Here is a 17,930-nt window from a genome sequence, read left to right as displayed (position 1 = left end):
CTAACCATCATCGCTACACTCCAGAACGCTGCGGATTGACCGTGCCAAAGATATGATACGGTGTTATCCCCTTTGAAAATAGACTATCGATCAGTTTGATCAATTCCTCCGACGATAGATCTTTGTCGTTGCGTATCCAAAGACGAAACATAGATATTAATGTTGAAATGTAAAACTCAATGATATATGGTGCCAAGACATCATCTGTTGGAAAATCCACAATCAATCGCTCAAAGGGAATTTCTCTTTTCAAGCGTTCCACAAAATGAACAGAACCATAGTCGCCCAATATAGCTTTAAGAACTGAAATCTCCTCTGCATTTTCTAAGCATTGAAGTGCATCTTGAATAGTATGTGTAGAAAACTCTCTGCCTGCCATTTCCTCCTTAATGGATTTCAAAATACGCTCTTCAACGCAGTCCAACAACTCATAGATATCTGTAAAGTATTGATAAAATGTACTCCGATTATATCCTGATTGGTTAGCAATCTCTTGAATAGATATTTTTTCGATGGGTTTTTGGCTATATAAATCGCAGAATACATTTATGAATGTCTGCCTTGTTTTGTCCGTAATTTCAGGTTGCTTTTTCATTATTTGCCTCCGTTTGCTGTTCGATCAATTATCCGACAGATATTAAAAATCTGATGGTTGATGACCGTATAGTGAATCAATACAATAATATTATACAACACGTTGTTGGATCATCAACAAGGATGAATATTGATTATTAGGAGGCTAAGATGAGAATTTTATTTTTCGGTAGAGGTGTAATATCGACCCAATACGCGTGGGCTTTCGAAAAGGCAGGCCACACCGTTGAGTTTTACGTTAGAAAAGGGAGAAAAGAAACCTTCGGAAGTCATATAGCGCTTGAAATGTGGGACGCACGAAGAGCGAAACGGTTAATCAAGGAAAACTGGAAAGTCAAGCTGCATGAGGAGATAAGCCCAAATTACGATCTTATTATTGCGAGTGTCAACACGAAACAACTTCCCGAAGCAGCACAATTACTATCGACTACCGCGGGTAACACCCCGATCCTTATATTCAATAATATTTGGCAGGATTTAAAATCATCGATCTTGCCCTTGTCTATGAACAATGTTGTCTTTGGTTTCCCAGGAGCAGGAGGCGGCATTGAGGACAATAAGCTTAGGGGCGGCTTCTTAAAAACGATATTTCTGGAAAAACCACGTGTAGGCACGGAACAGATAAACAACAAGGTCAAAGAACTATTTGAAAGCGCCCATTTTAAAATCAATTGGATAAAGGATATGCAAAGCTGGCTATGGAATCACTTTGCCGTGAATGCGGCGATGGAGACCGAGGTGTTAAAACGGGGAAGTTTTCCAGCACTTATGAATCATCGTGACTCATTCGCAAATGTTGGTAAGAATATGCGGGAAATGGCACCTGTACTTAAAGCAAGAGGCGCAAAGATGGACGCGATTACTCTACTGTTGACCAAAATTCCATCAGCACTTCTCGGCACGCTGTTTAACAAGGTTATTTTTACAAAGGGCAGCTTACCGCGACTTTTCATTGAATACAACAATAGTAAAGCCGGTTTTGCAGTACTTGAAGTTGTGAGAGAAGCAAAAAAGTTAGGTATACCTTCACCACGTCTTACTGAGGCATTTGCAAACACTGAGCAACAACACAAAGCTATTGAAAAAGGATAAACTGGAAAACTTGATATTGTTCAGACCAACATCAACTCTACTAATGGTTGTAACAACTATAGCCCGAGCTTTAGAAGCTTCGGGCAAAGTAATTTATTAAAACAGGTAAATGTAGCTTCAAAACACTACACCCTAACCAACATCGCTACACTCTCCACATGCACCGTATGTGGGAACATATCCACCGGCGTTACCTCAACCGTGCGATAGCCACCATCCTCCAGCACAAGAAGATCACGTGCCAACGTACTCGGATTACAACTCACATACACCACTCGCTCCGGCTTCATCTCCAGGATCGTTTCCAGCAAACGTGGATCACAGCCCTTCCGCGGTGGATCAACAACGATCACGTGGGCTTCAATGCCTTGTTCTTTCCAGCATGGAATAACGTCCTCGGAAGCACCAACTTCGAACTTGACGTTACGCATCTCGTTCAGCATCGCATTACTACGCGCATCTTCAATCGCTTTGGGCACGATCTCCACCCCGTATACCTGATCCGCATGTTGCGCCAGGAAAAGAGAGATCGTTCCACTCTGTGATGTAATCTGCGAAAGAAGCAAAACTATTGCGCCCCCTTGGATACAACATCTGGCTTTTTAAGCCAAGAATTTTCACTCTTAGATAGAGAGGTTTTTTCAATGAGTTGAGTTTTCGGATTTTTGAGCTGAAATTTAGTTTTTCTGTTTTTGTCAGATACGCCTGTTCGATGAGATATTCTCCACTTTCTTTCATAAAACCAATGTGTTCTGCGTTGTGACCCTCCTATATTTGGAGCCCAAACACGCTGTGAATTGCTTTTCATTTCTTTATAATATGGATTATTTGAAGAAAAGTCCTTACATTTTGCTCAAAAAGCCTCTGTCCGAATTAATCAGATATCTTTACAGGATCATCACCTGTCATAAATGAAAGATAAGACGGCCTCGTTGAACTAACGGGACACGGTAGTTCAACGGGAAAAAGAAAAAGAGGGGTTAATTGCCCCTCTTTGCTATTTCCGCCAATACATCTCAACTATTAGTCTTTCCTGACCAACAGTGAGTAACACTCCACATGACTAGTGTGCTGTAACAAAATCAAAACAAAAAAAACGGCATCTCAGCCGTTTGTGTTTAAAGTGTTGATGCAGACAGCGGCGGCGGCTCTGTTCGCGGCGATTTTCATACGATGAAAAGACACATGCACAGTATGCCTGTTGATGCGGCTCATTTCTAGCAATATTAGATGTGATTTTACCTGAAAGCCTTTAACATTAAGAATAATTGATTATTAAAATGTACTTCATTCGTATATATTTTTGTAAATAAACCAATGCACTTGTCTATGATTTCCCCAGTGAACTTTTGGGACATGATGGCTTTATTCGAATAAATCCTTACTGTCTTCCAGTCATGAATAATTTGGTCCAATAACGGGTCAAGCGTATGTTTTGCATTGATATGATCAATGTTGTACTTATAGAGAGTATTTAACCTGTATTTCTCAGAACATTTTCTATAAATAGTACTGCTCAGTGTTTCTATAATCGTTTCATTTTTTATAATGAGCTCGTAATTTTCTGCCAACAACAGTATATTATTCAAACTTTCCGTTATTTCATTTTGATACCTGCACATATTTTCTACGAATGTATTGATGGTTGTGTGTGCTAAATTCTTATTGTTCAAGATCTCATGATTACCGGGGGGCACTAGCGCATATTCCCAAAAGTAGTCTGGCATCTTTACGTGTTCCGAAGTCATACATGACCATTTAAATTCTGAAAATGGCAGAGAATATTGTCTGTATTCTGTAATATCATCAACCGTATATATTTCCTCGTTCGTAAGATTGAAGCCATAGACAAAAACAGGGTGCAGTCCATGTTTTTTGTTATAGTAAAAGTCTCTCCCGCGTTGATAAAATAAATCAATAAATATGGAAATCGGATGACCACTAGAAATAGAGTTTATGATCTCATCTTGTAACGTATCTAGTTCAGGGGATTTTTTACAAATAGAGATCCCCATTTTCTCAAGGATCTGATCTCCCTCCTCAAGATCCAACACCTCTAACTTGAAATATCCTCTTGTTTGTATTTTTTGTTTATCAAATCTATAAATACTAATGACATTATTCAAAATCGGCAACTCATCTTTTTTAAAATATCTGGCAAGCGTTAACAACAAATTATAGCCGCAATTAAAATAAGGAAAATTATGATGAGGATACATTTTAGTCATGCCGTCGAAGGGCTGAAAGGTGTCCAGGGAAATAATTTCTTCCATAAAATATTTCTCCTATACTAAAATTATTGTTGATATTACGGCTATATTACCTCTTAACAAGGTTCATCATACGGTATTGCCGCGTTCCAGCCTTCATCTCTTCATATTTCTTCGAGCCGGGCAATGCGATGAATTCATTGATATCTCCAATATTCGTGCTCGCTTTGGCATTGCTCGCAATCCCTTGTGTGCCAGTACGCTGCTTCGCACTCTCATCACATGATAGAAGAACATTCGAAGTCACATCCTGATTGCGGATTACAGACAGGCCTGCTTCCTCTAACAGCCTAATGTTATGCGCTACCTGATCTCCCAGCATCAGCTCCGTATACAGAAATACGCCGCCAACTCTCATTATCCGGTACACCTCTTCATAGAATCGAGATCGGTTCGGATAGGCATGTGCGGATTCTATATTTAACACCACATCGAAGCTCTCGTCTGCAAACGGTATATTCTCCGCATCGCCGACGAGATACAAAGATTCACCCCCTCGGGATTTGGCATTGCAAAAGGCAATATTCGCCGGGCAGATGTCGAGACCGACAATAGACAGCGGCTTGAAATATTTAGACAGAGCTGCTATGTTCCCTCCCCTGCCGCATCCGATGTCGATCACCTGCCGCTCCCGAATCGCCGTCCTGCCCACTGTCTCAAGCAGCAGCTTGACCGAGTTTCTATTCCATGCATCGTCGGGCTCGATCACCGCATGTTGCTCATTCCCGTGCGGGACGTAACCATAATTTAAGAAGGTGGCGAATCGGCCTATACCGGACAGCGCAAGAGAGTGCGAAATCTCGCTATAATCCCGAATTTCAGCCTCTTTCCGGTTCCATTCGGAAGGGTGGACATACTGCTCACGCCGGTCGAGCATCGATACATAACGGTCATCGTTCGTATATACCGCATCGCAGCTGCAGCATTGCAGCAATGCCTCCGACTGGACCAGCACGCCCTTGCAGCTGGAGCATACCAACCTTGCATGTAGATGTTGTAGCATGACTATCACCCAGCCGACGTATGCATTTGATTCAACGCGTACACATTATAGTAATTTGGGATATTCAAATCTTCGTAGTAATCGATCACGGCATAGAAGCCGTTGGTTTGGAAGATGTTCTTGAGCCTGCTGATCTGCTCTCCGTCCAGTCCGTGTACCTCCATTACAATCTGCCTGATTTTGCCCCAATCTTCCGGTTGGATTCCTTCCAGCACCTCGAACTCACTTTTTTCCACGTCGATTTTGAGCAGATCAATTTGGTTCAGATCATAAAAACGGATCATTTCGGAGATCGTAGTTAGCTTGCAACGATAGATTTGTTCATTCAGGAGCTTCGGCGACATAAGATGATCGACAAAGCGGTTTAGCATTCGCGGGTCAGCGAAATTATCTTCGTAATGGTTGATTAACCCGTATCGGAGATCTTGATCGTGGTTCTCCCTGTATTTGATCTGGACAGAGTCCGTGGACATCGTAGGAAAATAGGCAAACTCCGCTTCCTTGATCTCATTGGAAAGCCCGACGTTAACCGTCGTTACGCGAGTAAGCGAGCTCGTATTCATCTTCAAGAGTTTAAACGTCGGAGGGAGTGGCTCAAAGGCATATACTCTGCAGTCACTCTTGCTGCTGACATATAGGCTGAACATGCCGATATTAGCCCCGACGTCCAGGACCGTGCCATGATCCGGAAGCGTAATCCCGTGCTTGAAATACATCTCCTTTTGGAAAATCTCGTTGTAGAGAAACTCGGTCTCGCCATCGTTATTTTGATAGATTTCAATCCCGTTGTGCAACCGTTTCTTTGTAATGGCCTCTGTCTGCAATGGATGACGCTCATGCTCCGTCCTGCTCATTCAATTCACCTTCTCAACAATTTGTTTGTAGGGCATTTCTCTAACTGCTGGCGCTTTCATAGCGTTTGACGGCCAGCTTCCAGAACAGCCTGACCACTAGAAGCGATATAACGGGAGCTACAAAAATCCATATCCCAAGGAACAAGTCCAATCGATCAATCAAATAAACCGACGGCATGTTGGTGATGAACAAGATCGGCACGACATACAGCCCAATTCTCCGCAGCCATTTGGGGTATATGTACATCGGCATATTGTTCAAATCCCAACATTTGTCGAGTATTTCGAAGATCGAACCGGACTTCACCGTCCAGAAGGCAAGGATTTGCGGAAGTAGAAGCACCGAATAGGTCACGATCGTGCTACTCAAGATCACGCCGATATATCCGGCCACGTGGATCAAGCTTGGCTCGATGTCAAGACGCCGCCAAGCCAGTACGATCATCGTGATCCCGGCGATCAGGTTCGGGATCGGAAACGCAAAGTTAACGTGCCGGAATGAAATCATGAACTGCAGCGAAAGCGGCTTCGTCATATACAAGTCCAGCGTCCCGTTGCGGATATGGCCGGCGAATCTATAAAAGTTATCCATAAACAGTCCTGTATAGATTGCGATCATAATCGTATAGGTCCCCGTGAAGATCAACATCTGGTCAGGAGAAATGCCATTGATTTCGATCCCGAGCTGGAAAACGAACAAGATATAGATCAGCTTGGAAAACAGAAATACGGTCTCCATGATCAAACCGGAGTAGAAATTCGCTTTGTATTCCATGTAACCGACCAAGCTGTTCTTAGCGAAAATAAAGAACATACGTACATGCTTCCGAAACTCCGTCAAGCTGATACTCACAGATCTAACCTCCAACGGCTACATATTTCCTCATCCCGGAATCCCACGACAACTTCGAAATCATCATAAGCACAATTACCCAGACCGCTTGTAAGAGGAGTCCGCGCACTATTTCATGAATCGCCATGCTCCCATTGATGATGTTAACCGGGAAGAATACGACATATTGAAACGGTAAATAGCTGGAGATTCTGGCAAACGTATCTCCGAAAATATTAAGCGGAAAGATGGCACCACTTAGCAGATAGACGCCTTGATTGAACGCGATATAAACGCCCCAAACCTCGGTAATGATGAACGCGAGAGCACTAATCGAATAAAAAAGCAGGAAGTTGATGAGCAGTCCGAATAGAATGCTGACCAGGAACATAACGATCTGCACCCCTCTAAGCTGAAACCCCCAAATCTGAGTAAAAACGAACATCAGTATGACGAATAAGACAAGGACGACCCCGATCTGAACCGTTTTCCCACCGAAAAAATTGCATATCCGATAGCTGAAATAATGAATGGGCTGAGCGATAAATTTGCTCAGTCCACCCGTCTTGATATCATTCGCGATTTCCCCTTCGAAGCCGGCAGAAACCAGCTTGGAGACGACGCCGGACAACACGGAATAAATGATGATCTGTGAATAAGTATAGCCATTAATAATCTCTTGCGGCGAACTGCGAAACACGGCCGTCCAGAGGAAGCATTGGACGAGAATGATGAAGCCGCCGCTGATGATACTCATAAAGAAATCGGTCCGATACTCCATCGCATTCTGAAGCGCAAGGATGTACGTCCTTTTATACTTCTGTAAGGCTTTCATGTCTGACCCCATCTTTCTGATACAAGCTTTCGATGCCTCGCTCGACAGGTATATCTTCAACTGTGAAATCGAGGATCGGGAACCGGTCCAGCATCATCTTGGAAAGCCGCTGAAGGTCATGCTTATCGATCTCCATGACGGCATGAATGCCGTCATGTTGCATGATAGCGCCATAGTCGCTTAGCGCTTGCCTTGGCACTTCGTCCGTAAATTGCAGCTTGATGATCTTTTTTGCATGAAACAGCTCGTTCACACGCCGAAGATCGCCGTCGTATACGATCTTCCCTTGATTGATGATGATTGTTCGTTTGCATAAATCCTCAATATCCGCCATATAGTGACTTGTCAGAATGACCGTTGCTTTCGTCTGCTGGTTATAATACTTCAGGAACTCCCGAATGCGCTTCTGCGAAATCAGATCGAGTCCGATTGTAGGCTCATCCAGAAAAATCACCTTAGGCCGGTGGATGAGCGACGCAATTAACTCCATCTTCATCCGTTCCCCCAGCGAAAGCCTACGTACCTGAATATTGAGCAGATCTTTAACATCAAGCATCTCCGTAAGCTCATCCAGGACAAGGTTGTAGGGCTTATCCTCGACCTCATAAATGCATTTGTTCAGGTACAACGATTCGTTCGCCGGTAAATCCCACCACAACTGCGATTTCTGCCCCATCACGATCGAGAACTGCATCTTGAATTCTTTTTTTCGCTCCCAAGGGACATAGCCTAATACCGTCGCTTGCCCGCTTGTCGGATACAAGATGCCGGACAGCATCTTAAGCGTAGTTGTTTTGCCGGAACCGTTCGGGCCTAAGAACCCGACCATCTCGCCTTGCTCGATTACAAGTGATATCTCGCTAACCGCTTCTTTGATCAGTGATTTCCGCTTCACTAAATTTTTTAGCGATTTTTTGAACCCCAATTCTTTTTCGTAGTAATTGAAGCTTTTGGATAAGCGTTCCACTTGGATAATGCTCACTGGTTCACCTCATTTATGCTCATGTAGAATAGTTAAACACCGTGCAAATGCAAGACACTGCACTTGGAACATGCCGGTGTCAGTCGTTCATCCATCATTTCCCTTATCCTTCTGTAGGTCATGCCGTGCCATAATTCTTGTACGGACGCTTCATTTAATTTGCCAATCTCGAACTCCTTGAAAAATTTGCATGCAACAATCGTTCCATCGGGCGTAATATCCATCCGGTTCGAGAGAGCCAGGCACTTCTTGTTCATCGTGCCTTTACTCCTCACCTCTTTGCCGAGCACGAAATCTTCGATCTGGTCATAATCCAGATTCGGCTGGTAGCGTAAACGCATTTTCCAGACCCGATTATTCACCCGGTCCAACTCGCTCATCAAAGCAGGGATACGCTCCGGATCGAGCTTGTAGTTAAAGGCGTGCCAGCTTCGTTCGCCCTTGTGCTCGCTCGCCGGAAGGAAGTCGAACTTCTGGTCAAAGTAATCGTCCATTCCCTGCGTGCATTCGTCCGAGATGTACCACGGGAAGCAGACCATGACCATATCTACACCGACGTCCTCCAGAAAGTCCAGCAGATCGTAAAGCTTGTCGGTCATAGCATCGTTAACGACGGTATGGATCGTAATTTTGCCCCTGAATCGGTTTTCCTTGCGCAGCTCGACTAGCATCCGAATAGCATCAATCGCCTTGTTGAATACCCCTTTGCCGCGAAGCGCATCATTCTCTTCTTCGAATCCATCAAGTGCAATGAGTAGCTCCAGATTGTCGGAGATTCTCAGCAAGGCGTCCAGCTTTCGCTCGATCAGCATCGCGTTCGTGCAGATCGTCGTCTCGCGAGGATGGGCTTCAAGCAAATCGGCCAAACGGTCGAAATGGCTGTATACGAGCGGCTCGCCGCCCCAGATATAGAGTCTCGACTTGGCTGGTTCCGTCTCAAGGATCAGCTTCTCCAGCAGCCCGTAGTCGAGCTGTTCCCGCTGTTGCTCCGGTGTCATAAAGTGATGGTAGCCGGTGTCGTTCCATTGATAGCAGTGCTTGCAGCGCAAGTTGCATTGGTTCGTCAGTTTAATCCCGACCGACTCTGGCAACGGTGTCGCGTAACCCGCTATTTTCTCCATGTTCCGCTTTGTTTCCACCGTATTCTTGATAGTACGTTTCAATATTTGCAAATCCTTTGGGGAATGTTTAATCTCTGATTTTGGATTCATATCAACACACCCTTCTTAAACTTATTAGGTCATTCACATGAATCAATAGATATAATACCTTGAACAAGCCGTACAAATCGGAAGCATATTTTTTTTCATATACGCGCGATAATCTTTGTACTTGTCACTACTCCAGATATCCAGCAAACTCTCTTCGTTCACGTTGCCAAAGGTCAGATCATAGAAGGCATGGCAGGGAGAAACGTCGCCCCTTGCCGTAATCTCCGCATAAACCCATGGAAGGGAGCACCGATTCCGTTTATCAGCCATCTGATGGAATTGCCCCGAGAAATAGTTGCTCAAATTTTGTTCATCTATCGTCTTCGGATAGGTGATCACATGGATGCTGTTTTTCAAGCAATACGCTTTAACATTATTGAGCTGTCTCGTCAATTCCGGAATATCGATCTGGCTGAACGAACTGGTGTCACGCCACACCATCCCCTTGGCATAAGGAGCTTCATGAACGTCGAATTTGTCACTAAGAACCTCCACATATTGGGCATACTGCTCTTCCGTTGCATAGAGTTGCACTTCCATGCTGATATGGTCCAACATTGACAAGTCGATATGCTTAAAGAAAAATTCCTCAACGTACATATAGTTCAAGGGCGTAATGATAAAGGATACACCCATTTTCGGAAATTGCTTGCCCTTGCTTTCCCGAAGCTCATAAAGCTTCTCGATCCCCTTGATTACTTTCTTGAATACGCCTTTGCCTCTCTGCTTATCGTTGATTTCCTCAGGGCCGTCGAGCGACATCCAGATCTTATTTGGAGCAGTCTCGACAAGCATCTCGGCATGCTGCTCAAGCAATGTGCCGTTCGTGGGGAAGTCCGCTTTACTTCCATAGTGATTGATCATGGCGAGAATGTCGCTCAGCCAAGGGTACATCAGCGGCTCGCCGCCGAAGAAATCGTAATACGGCTTGCCCGGGCTGCACTCGACGATGATCTTTTTAATGAGATCCGGATCCAGATGCGCTAACGTTTTTTTGCTTTTGTAGGGCCCTTCGAGTCCCCACTCATAGCACATCTTGCATCGTAAATTACACTCCTCCAACAGCTGCATGACGATCCATCTCGGATAGCTTGTCTTTGTCTTATCTTGGGCGACACTCAATTTGTTTACGCTCATCGCATAACCCCTTCTGCCATTGAAATCTTACACCTTCGTTAACGCGATTCTCGCACAATAATGATCCACATAATTCGTCCGTTCTCTGGGTCTGTTCATGATCGCTTGATGCATCTCCCTAAGGACCTCTACGGAAAAATCCATCTCCCGCCACTTCTCGTAGCGTATTCCGAACCCCAGTGATTCCCACAATTCCAAATTGCTAAGCTCGTGACTTCCGAACGGCTCCAGCAGAATAAGAGGGGTTTCGGATGCAAGCGAGTCGATTAATGTGCCCGCTCCCGGCTTGGCCACGATAGCCATCGCCTCCGAAGCGATATCGAATAACCAATGATGATCAACCTCAGCGGCGTATGACTTCGTGTCTTCTCCCGTTATTTCGATGTATGGCGGAAACTCGTGCAGGCCGTTCGCACTCTTCACCCATGCACACCATTCCGGATCATTCATCCAATATCGGTGATCGGGATCGGGCTTCGCTTCCTTCCAATCGTAAGCTACGATATCAAGCCCATAGTTATGGCCGGCAAGCTCTGGAATTGTACTTTGATAAGTGCCCATCCCCCAGCCGCCGCCATGAACAACAAGCCGCCGCTTCCTTGAGTCGAAGGGCAGTGCCGTACGATGAAGAACTGGGATTTCGCATCGAATCTCCATCTTGTCAGTGTCATAGAGACAAGCATTGTAGTAATACTCGTCATAGCGAGAATGAAACTTCTTCAAGCTCTTCCAAGACGGGGCCAGATCTGAATCGACGTAGAGCAGGTCTACATGAATTTGATTCGGCAGCATCTTCTCCCTATACAAATCCAGAATATAGATCCAGTGTCCGGATAACGATATGAATTCGTACCGGTCTTCCGCTTTCCACGCCTCCAGCAATAGCTCGACCTGGGCATAATCAATGCTGTTGCGTATATCCATCGGCATTCGGGCCGATAAATTGGCAAGTGCGAAATTATTGTGGTAAGCCTTTCTGCTGTCTACAATATGATCCATCTTGTCTTGCTCCAAATAGCTTTCGAACACGAGCACTTCCGTCGCGATATCCCTTTTCTCGAAATCACTTGCAGCTAACAGACCGGGAATATAGAAACCCAGACCGAAACCCGAGCATAGAATCGTCACTTTCCGCTTACCCATAAAATTTCTTCCTCCATTCATGGCTTCAAGCGCTTCGGACTGCATCAGCGGGCGATCTTGAAGGATAACGACGACAGCACCTCCTTAACCTTAGCGGTCAATCGTTCGTTATCCCATTCCCCCTGGATCAACGAATAATATAATCTGCCTTTCACCTGCTTATTCCGGATCCCCTTGCACTCGCTGACGACTTTGTTAATAAGGAGCGTATTCGCGCTTAACGGTAAAATACCGAATCCTCGATCAGGCTTATATAGAATACCCTCGCGGTCCAGCGATTCAAGCAATTGATCGAATGATACATCGCATGCAAACTGTAAAGTCGCATGCGTCATGCTCCCGGCCGTGTCGTGCTTCTTCAGGTAGCGGTCAACGTAATGCTTGATCAGACTCATCGATCTTCTTGCATTCACCTCAACAATCGGAACGATGCGGCCGTCTGTCAACAGCATAGAATCGACGCATACGTCGCCGTGATAACCCGACCGATAAAGCTCGCGAGCCGCCCGTTTCATTACATCAAAATACTTCGCTTCCTGCAGCATATGAAGCAACCTATCGTCTGCTGTATAGGAGCCTTGGTAAGCGAAATTGTGATTAACCAACTGCTGCACTGAGATATGTCGGTAAGTACCGTCCGAATCGATGTGGAATTGGCAAGAAAAATCCAATTCCTTGCGGAGGAACGGCTCAATAATAAACCGAACCGTTTTTCCCTTGCTGCACTGATCGGCGACATAGGATGTGACTCGCTGCAAAATCGCTTCCGACTCGATCAGCAAATTCCCTTTCCCGGATACCCCAAACTCATCTTTGATCAGGAAGGGTCCTTGATTCAGCAAAGTCAAGCCGCTTGCCAGCAGCTCTTCGGGAGAATAGACCGTCTGGCTGTCACACCGAAGATCAAGGCGACGGTTCAATTCGGTTGAATACAGCTTCGAATTGACAGTCTGAACCGTTTCGATAGCTGGAAAATCCTGTTCCAGCCCGTAACGCGCTGCAGTACGATCTACCCCCGGAATGACGGCAAAGGGCGACAACCGGGCGCCGTCCAGCAAGTAGAGATCCATGTCACCCATTCGATCGGCTGATGTGAGCAGGTCGAATATATTGGCGGTTCTGCCTACGCTTCCTACATCAGGACTCTCGAGATCGGTTGAATTGGAAAGAAATTTAAATCCGATCTCATGCAAATACTCTTTATGGCAAACGTTCATTCGATAGCGAGTAATGAGCTTATCCTGCGCCTCGCAAAATGGGAAGAGCAGCTCATCCATGGCCATCACGATATTCTCCATTTCAGGATCGTGAAACGACGGCAGTTTGGCTAGATTAGGGTCGCGCCAGAAGCGTTCCGCGTCAAATGTCCCGATAATGAGCTCGAACTTGCGTCTATCGTTCATACAGGCGCTGTTTTCTGCAGCTCCGAGATATAATTGCAGAAGGTCGTTACCGACTCCATAAGATTGAAGTCGAATTGTTCAAAATCGATTTCAATACCGAAACGCTCTTCCACCTGTAGTACAAAAGTAATTAGCTGTAAAGAGTCCAATCCCCCGTCTTCCATGATGTTCGAATGCTCGTTCAAACTGTTTGCCAGTTGGGCGTCTTCCTTGATTTCGCATATCATCGCTATGATCTGTTCTTGCATAGGTACCTCCCGTTTAATGGATTATTGACCCTGGTAATAATGGATCGTTCTAGTGAGTGCATCATGCAAACTGATCGCCGGTTCCCAGTCCATAATCGTCCTTGAAATGGTAATATCCGGCTTCCTTCTCCTTGGATCGTCTTCCGGCAGCGGGAGAAACTCTAACTGCGCGTTGGACTTCATTAGCTCCTTCAATATTTGGGCGACTTCAAGTATGGTGACTTCCTCCGGATTCCCCAAATTGACTGGCTGTTCATACGTGGTGCTCAGCAGTCTCACAATCCCTTCCAGCAAATCGTCGATATACTGAAAGCTCCTCGTCTGTCTGCCGTCGCCATAAATCGTAAGGTTTTGCTTGGACATGATTTCATTAATGAAATTGGTAATCACGCGTCCGTCATGTAAATCCATCTTCGGACCGAATGTATTGAAGATCCGAATGACCCTTACCGGTATACCGTATTTCCTGTTCATCCAGTAGGTGATCGCCTCTGCATACCGCTTCGCTTCGTTGTAGCAGCTTCTTGCTCCAACCGAATTCACGTTGCCATAGTAGCTTTCCGGCTGAGGGTGAACAGTGGGGTTACCGTAAATCTCGCTTGTTGAAGCCAAGAAGAACGCAGCCTGCTTTTCTTTGGCCAGATACAGCAGATGCATCGTCCCTTCGCTGTTGACCCTCATCGTTTCGATCGGATAGGACAGATATTTGGGCGGACTGGCAGGACTGGCAAAATGCATCACCCAATCGACAGGGCCTTCAATTGCGAGCGGATAAATGACGTCATGCTCGATAAACTTGAAATTTGGCGACCGTAAGAGATTGTCTATGTTGACAGTAGACCCGGTCAGAAAATTATCGACGCCGATAACGGTATGGCCTTCCCGCAGCAGCCTCTCGGCGAGGTTGGAACCGATGAAGCCTGCGACTCCTGTTAATACAATGAATATTATGATCCCCCCCCTTGCTTAAGGTTTGTGAAACCACTATTAATTCAATCGAACAGATATGGTTCTATGCATGAGTCACAAGATGTTGGGTTAAATACTAGGAGAGATTCTTGAGGTGAGTGGATCCGTTGTGGTTGTGCCGGAAAAAGCGCTTGAAGCAATGCGGATCGTTGAAAGACAAGAAGGCAATAGGCTGTCAGCAAACGTTTGTTTTAATACAAGAGCAACGGTTTGGCTTACTCAACACGCTGTCTCCCAACGATTATAATCCCGGCATCACTCCTTCCATAAATATGCCCGGATCACCACGGGCTTCGCGCTAAGGCTTCTATTCGGGTGCAAGAAGAGATATCCACAACTGACATCATCTGCTCCCTCAACATTACTGAATAACTACCTTCTTCAGCCATCGTTCAAGGAATATGGATTCTTCATTTTCTATATTCGTAATCAGCGTTTGTAAGCTTTCGGAAATACTCGTATCCTTTGTCAAATTATATTTAATCGCTAGATTCACAAGGATTTTTGCTTTAAGTTCAATAGCTGTGAATTCATTTATATGCTCTTGATTTAATTCAATTAAATGCTGATTATCGTACAAGTACTTGAATCTTAGCGTCATTATCTTCTTATGATCATAAATTAAATGAAAGGGTCTTATATCAAGCATAGCCTTATGTTCCAATGTTTCTTTCACATAATTAAATAGAGTTGTGTATATTTGCATGCCGAAGTCAAGATTATCCTTGTCACCCCCGTAGTTGAACATATCCCAATACTCCGGCGTTTGCTTAGTGAAATAATTTTTTATAGAATTCAATAGGGTATCTGCACTGAATTTATCCTGATTTTGATCATTGAATGTATACAGATAAACCATTTCTCTAAGGTAATCATGATTGGTTGTTAGATGATTTGTGTCGAACGCAAGATTGAAATCATTAAATGCTATCTCAGCCTGACTATACACCCCGTTCTTAAAAAAATCGGAAACATACAATATCTCTCTATTCAAATCATAGCCGTAAACAAATATGTCATGATGCAATTGAAGTTTATTGTAGCGATCGCTTAGGGGCACGTAGAAATAATTGATCATGGTGTGGACATAGTTATTAGCATTAATATTTTCTATAATAAAATGAATAACAGAGTCCCATTTAGTTGTTACAGTATCTCTATGTATCTTTTGAGTAGTAATCCATTTGCACGCATCCGAAGGCCGCAGCTCATAAGTCAGAGGGAAATAAAAATCTCCCCAATGGTGTTTATAATCTTTGTTAATAAACAATTGGATATAATTGCTAAATATCCATGGGTGTGCGCACTCGTAATGGGTAAGTATGGACAAGAGATGAGCATGTTGCGTATAGGTTGTAATCATCGGATAACTGACCGGCAATATTTTTCTGCCTAACGTTTGAGTTGAATTCTTCAACCTTTCGTTCACCCCTCGTTATCTGGTTAAATGGCTTAAGGATGCCGAATCAGTATATCTCATTTAGCAATAAGCGCTTCGTACTTGCCCTGTCCAGTTTTCCTGTTTTTGTTTTTGGAATATTATCTATAACCCTCCATTGTCTAGGCACTTTATACGATGACAAATGCAAGTTGCAATGTCGTGTCAGTGCATCTATATCAACCAGGCATTCATTAAAAACTTTCAGAAATGCGATAGGCACTTCGCCTAACAGATCATCGTGTACACCAACAACCATGACCTCCTCCACTTCTTTCAAGCCGTACAAAAATTCCTCGATTTCTTCCGGATAGATATTGATACCGCCGGATATAATGATATTCTTCTTTCGACCTGTGAGTATAAGACACCCTGATTCATTCCAATATCCCAAATCTCCTGTTTTTAACCAACCCTCAACAATGGTAGCGTTCGTTAACTCCGGGTTTTTGTAATAACCGAGCATCACATTCGGGCCCTTGACCCAAATTTCTCCGATAGCAGCTCCTTCTACCTCATTCTCTTCTTCGTCAACAAGACGAATAGAAACGTCATTTATGGGTGATCCACAGGATAAGTAGCGCTCTCCCCGTTCCATCATGGTCACCCGCGGAGAAGCTTCGGTCAATCCATAGGTTTGAATAATGTCCGCGTGAGGAAATACAGTCTGAAGATGGTTTACTAATTTCGCGGGAATCGCCGCACCGCTAATTACAATAAATTCAATGGAATCAAAGGCACTCCAGTTCTTTGTCTGATGGAAATCGGAAACAAAGTGCATCAATTGCGTAGGCACCGCTGAGAATGCCGTGACCGCCTTATTCTGAAACAGTTTAAACGCGGTGCGCGTCAGAAAGGGCAAGCTGATAAGTTTAATTCGGGTTCCATATAACATACAAGAAATCAATTGCGTGACAATCGTAGAACTGAAATGAACGGGCATCGTTACAAGAAACGAATCTTGTTCTGTATACCCCACCTTTCCGCCATGTGCCAACGCATTCGTTAATACATTCCAATGGGATAACATAACGATTTTAGATTTTCCGGTTGTGCCCGATGTAGGAAGGAGAATCGCACATTGATTGGGATCGGACTGATTGGTTAACGAGATCGATTCGAACGAAGGCATTGGTTCTTGCGATAAATCCTGAGCGGTAACCCAAGGAATGTCGGAATTTAAATGCGCTGGCTGTGCAGATTTGCTGATAACCAATTTGGCGTCACTGGCATTTAAAATATTTTCAATTTCAGTATTGGACGCCGAATAAGGAACCGGTACTAACACATAACCGCAGAATTGAATGCCCAGCGCCGCAAAAATGAACAAGGGCTCATTATTTGTGTATAATGCAAGATGGCTTCCGGACTCAAGCTCAAAATTCTTGTGGATATATAGAGCAATCAAGTAAGCTTCTGTCATCACCTCTGCGTAAGTCCATTGCTGCTTTAGATCTTCAAGGATAATATGATCTTGGCGATCAGAGGCCTCCAGAAATAGACGCTGAATGATAGTCATCATAGCGTTTTCACAGTCAAATAATTAAGGATTAATCCAGCCGTGGAGAACTTCTCAAATAACAGATCTTCATCAGGGATCGAGATGTTAAACTTCGATTCCATTAAAACAATAAGCTTGATGAAGCCTACTGAATCGATCCCTTGGTCCAACAAACGGGTATCGTGGCCTTCCGGATACTCGATGTCCAGCTCAGCAAAAATTTCATCTCTCAAGATATATTCTATTGATTTAGACATCATATTCCCCCGTTAGATAATCTTTAGAAAGGCTGATTAAAGAGGATAGTATACGTGATAAGCAAGTGAGAGTATTGTGAAGAAAAAAAAGTTCATAACGATGTACAAGGTGAATTTGCACTGAAAGAGTTGTTTGCAGAGATTCTGCAATTCATGCTGGA

The 17,930-nt window shown here is 44.3% G+C and carries 18 protein-coding genes and 1 pseudogene; 1 reads left to right on the top strand and 18 read right to left on the bottom strand.

Annotated elements, in window-relative coordinates:
* Positions 1-13: 13 nt before the first annotated feature.
* Positions 14-595 (bottom strand): TetR/AcrR family transcriptional regulator, encoded by a 582-nt coding sequence (locus tag MHH92_RS04045; RefSeq protein WP_017690637.1) that lies wholly within the window; start codon positions 593-595, stop codon positions 14-16.
* Positions 596-744: 149 nt separating this feature from the next.
* Between MHH92_RS04045 and MHH92_RS04040 the strand changes: the two genes are divergently transcribed.
* Complete coding sequence (locus MHH92_RS04040; RefSeq protein ID WP_101314752.1) at positions 745-1,686, top strand: ketopantoate reductase family protein; 942 nt, start codon at positions 745-747, stop codon at positions 1,684-1,686.
* Positions 1,687-1,811: 125 nt separating this feature from the next.
* Here the strand turns inward: MHH92_RS04040 and MHH92_RS04035 are convergent.
* The 17 genes and pseudogenes from MHH92_RS04035 to MHH92_RS03960 form a co-directional block, all read right to left on the bottom strand.
* Positions 1,812-2,222, bottom strand: a pseudogene (locus tag MHH92_RS04035) (class I SAM-dependent RNA methyltransferase); the annotation flags it as partial.
* Between the two features lie 32 nt (positions 2,223-2,254).
* Positions 2,255-2,494 carry an AIPR family protein gene (locus MHH92_RS30555; RefSeq protein ID WP_354437832.1) on the bottom strand — a complete coding sequence of 80 codons (240 nt, stop codon included), beginning with the start codon at positions 2,492-2,494 and terminating at the stop codon, positions 2,255-2,257.
* Between the two features lie 430 nt (positions 2,495-2,924).
* The gene (locus MHH92_RS04030; protein WP_340902085.1) at positions 2,925-3,959 is read right to left on the bottom strand and encodes a hypothetical protein; all 1,035 of its coding nucleotides are present in this window, start codon (positions 3,957-3,959) and stop codon (positions 2,925-2,927) included.
* A 46-nt stretch (positions 3,960-4,005) separates the two neighbouring features.
* Positions 4,006-4,959, bottom strand: a complete 954-nt coding sequence (locus tag MHH92_RS04025) for a class I SAM-dependent methyltransferase (protein WP_340902084.1) — start codon at positions 4,957-4,959, stop codon at positions 4,006-4,008.
* A 5-nt stretch (positions 4,960-4,964) separates the two neighbouring features.
* Entirely contained in the window at positions 4,965-5,813 is an 849-nt protein-coding gene (locus MHH92_RS04020) for an FkbM family methyltransferase (RefSeq protein WP_340902081.1), read from the bottom strand.
* A gap of 40 nt (positions 5,814-5,853) precedes the next feature.
* Positions 5,854-6,666, bottom strand: coding sequence for an ABC transporter permease (locus tag MHH92_RS04015; protein ID WP_017690645.1), 813 nt, complete (start codon positions 6,664-6,666; stop codon positions 5,854-5,856).
* 4 nt (positions 6,667-6,670) lie between these two features.
* Entirely contained in the window at positions 6,671-7,480 is an 810-nt protein-coding gene (locus tag MHH92_RS04010; protein ID WP_340902079.1) for an ABC transporter permease, read from the bottom strand.
* Positions 7,458-8,462, bottom strand: coding sequence for an ABC transporter ATP-binding protein (locus MHH92_RS04005; RefSeq protein ID WP_340902077.1), 1,005 nt, complete (start codon positions 8,460-8,462; stop codon positions 7,458-7,460). The genes MHH92_RS04010 and MHH92_RS04005 overlap by 23 nt, the downstream gene beginning before the upstream one ends.
* Before the next feature lie 32 nt (positions 8,463-8,494).
* Positions 8,495-9,673: a radical SAM/SPASM domain-containing protein gene (locus MHH92_RS04000; RefSeq protein WP_017690648.1), complete on the bottom strand. Its 1,179-nt coding sequence runs from the start codon at positions 9,671-9,673 to the stop codon at positions 8,495-8,497.
* Positions 9,674-9,715: 42 nt separating this feature from the next.
* A complete protein-coding gene (locus MHH92_RS03995) occupies positions 9,716-10,810 on the bottom strand; it encodes a radical SAM protein (RefSeq protein WP_340902075.1) in 1,095 nt (364 codons plus the stop codon).
* A gap of 27 nt (positions 10,811-10,837) precedes the next feature.
* Positions 10,838-11,953 carry a UDP-glucuronosyltransferase gene (locus MHH92_RS03990; RefSeq protein ID WP_340902074.1) on the bottom strand — a complete coding sequence of 372 codons (1,116 nt, stop codon included), beginning with the start codon at positions 11,951-11,953 and terminating at the stop codon, positions 10,838-10,840.
* A 44-nt stretch (positions 11,954-11,997) separates the two neighbouring features.
* Positions 11,998-13,356, bottom strand: a complete 1,359-nt coding sequence (locus MHH92_RS03985; RefSeq protein WP_340902073.1) for a hypothetical protein — start codon at positions 13,354-13,356, stop codon at positions 11,998-12,000.
* Positions 13,353-13,604: an acyl carrier protein gene (locus tag MHH92_RS03980; protein ID WP_036668367.1), complete on the bottom strand. Its 252-nt coding sequence runs from the start codon at positions 13,602-13,604 to the stop codon at positions 13,353-13,355. Before MHH92_RS03980 ends, MHH92_RS03985 begins: the two co-directional genes overlap by 4 nt.
* A 21-nt stretch (positions 13,605-13,625) precedes the next feature.
* A complete protein-coding gene (locus MHH92_RS03975; RefSeq protein WP_340907622.1) occupies positions 13,626-14,546 on the bottom strand; it encodes an NAD-dependent epimerase/dehydratase family protein in 921 nt (306 codons plus the stop codon).
* Positions 14,547-14,934: 388 nt separating this feature from the next.
* A complete protein-coding gene (locus MHH92_RS03970; RefSeq protein WP_340902071.1) occupies positions 14,935-15,990 on the bottom strand; it encodes a hypothetical protein in 1,056 nt (351 codons plus the stop codon).
* A 49-nt stretch (positions 15,991-16,039) separates the two neighbouring features.
* Positions 16,040-17,533 (bottom strand): class I adenylate-forming enzyme family protein, encoded by a 1,494-nt coding sequence (locus MHH92_RS03965; RefSeq protein ID WP_340902070.1) that lies wholly within the window; start codon positions 17,531-17,533, stop codon positions 16,040-16,042.
* Positions 17,530-17,769 (bottom strand): phosphopantetheine-binding protein, encoded by a 240-nt coding sequence (locus tag MHH92_RS03960; RefSeq protein WP_340902068.1) that lies wholly within the window; start codon positions 17,767-17,769, stop codon positions 17,530-17,532. Before MHH92_RS03960 ends, MHH92_RS03965 begins: the two co-directional genes overlap by 4 nt.
* Positions 17,770-17,930: the final 161 nt, after the last annotated feature.

Origin of the sequence: Paenibacillus sp. FSL M7-1414 (assembly GCF_038003195.1) — a bacterium.
Classification (GTDB): domain Bacteria; phylum Bacillota; class Bacilli; order Paenibacillales; family Paenibacillaceae; genus Paenibacillus; species Paenibacillus amylolyticus.
This window is presented reverse-complemented; position numbering and strand designations above follow the sequence as displayed.

What these genes read in the sequence shown, in the direction of transcription:
- MHH92_RS04020 (WP_340902081.1), bottom strand. Translation starts at nt 5,813, where the DNA reads ATGAGCAGGACGGAGCATGAGCGTCATCCATTGCAGACAGAGGCCATT.
- MHH92_RS03960 (WP_340902068.1), bottom strand. Translation starts at nt 17,769, where the DNA reads ATGTCTAAATCAATAGAATATATCTTGAGAGATGAAATTTTTGCTGAG.
- MHH92_RS03965 (WP_340902070.1), bottom strand. Translation starts at nt 17,533, where the DNA reads ATGATGACTATCATTCAGCGTCTATTTCTGGAGGCCTCTGATCGCCAA.
- MHH92_RS03980 (WP_036668367.1), bottom strand. Translation starts at nt 13,604, where the DNA reads ATGCAAGAACAGATCATAGCGATGATATGCGAAATCAAGGAAGACGCC.
- MHH92_RS03990 (WP_340902074.1), bottom strand. Translation starts at nt 11,953, where the DNA reads ATGGGTAAGCGGAAAGTGACGATTCTATGCTCGGGTTTCGGTCTGGGT.
- MHH92_RS03985 (WP_340902073.1), bottom strand. Translation starts at nt 13,356, where the DNA reads ATGAACGATAGACGCAAGTTCGAGCTCATTATCGGGACATTTGACGCG.
- MHH92_RS30555 (WP_354437832.1), bottom strand. Translation starts at nt 2,494, where the DNA reads ATGAAAAGCAATTCACAGCGTGTTTGGGCTCCAAATATAGGAGGGTCA.
- MHH92_RS04040 (WP_101314752.1), top strand. Translation starts at nt 745, where the DNA reads ATGAGAATTTTATTTTTCGGTAGAGGTGTAATATCGACCCAATACGCG.
- MHH92_RS04030 (WP_340902085.1), bottom strand. Translation starts at nt 3,959, where the DNA reads ATGGAAGAAATTATTTCCCTGGACACCTTTCAGCCCTTCGACGGCATG.
- MHH92_RS03995 (WP_340902075.1), bottom strand. Translation starts at nt 10,810, where the DNA reads ATGAGCGTAAACAAATTGAGTGTCGCCCAAGATAAGACAAAGACAAGC.
- MHH92_RS04000 (WP_017690648.1), bottom strand. Translation starts at nt 9,673, where the DNA reads ATGAATCCAAAATCAGAGATTAAACATTCCCCAAAGGATTTGCAAATA.
- MHH92_RS04045 (WP_017690637.1), bottom strand. Translation starts at nt 595, where the DNA reads ATGAAAAAGCAACCTGAAATTACGGACAAAACAAGGCAGACATTCATA.
- MHH92_RS04010 (WP_340902079.1), bottom strand. Translation starts at nt 7,480, where the DNA reads ATGAAAGCCTTACAGAAGTATAAAAGGACGTACATCCTTGCGCTTCAG.
- MHH92_RS04025 (WP_340902084.1), bottom strand. Translation starts at nt 4,959, where the DNA reads ATGCTACAACATCTACATGCAAGGTTGGTATGCTCCAGCTGCAAGGGC.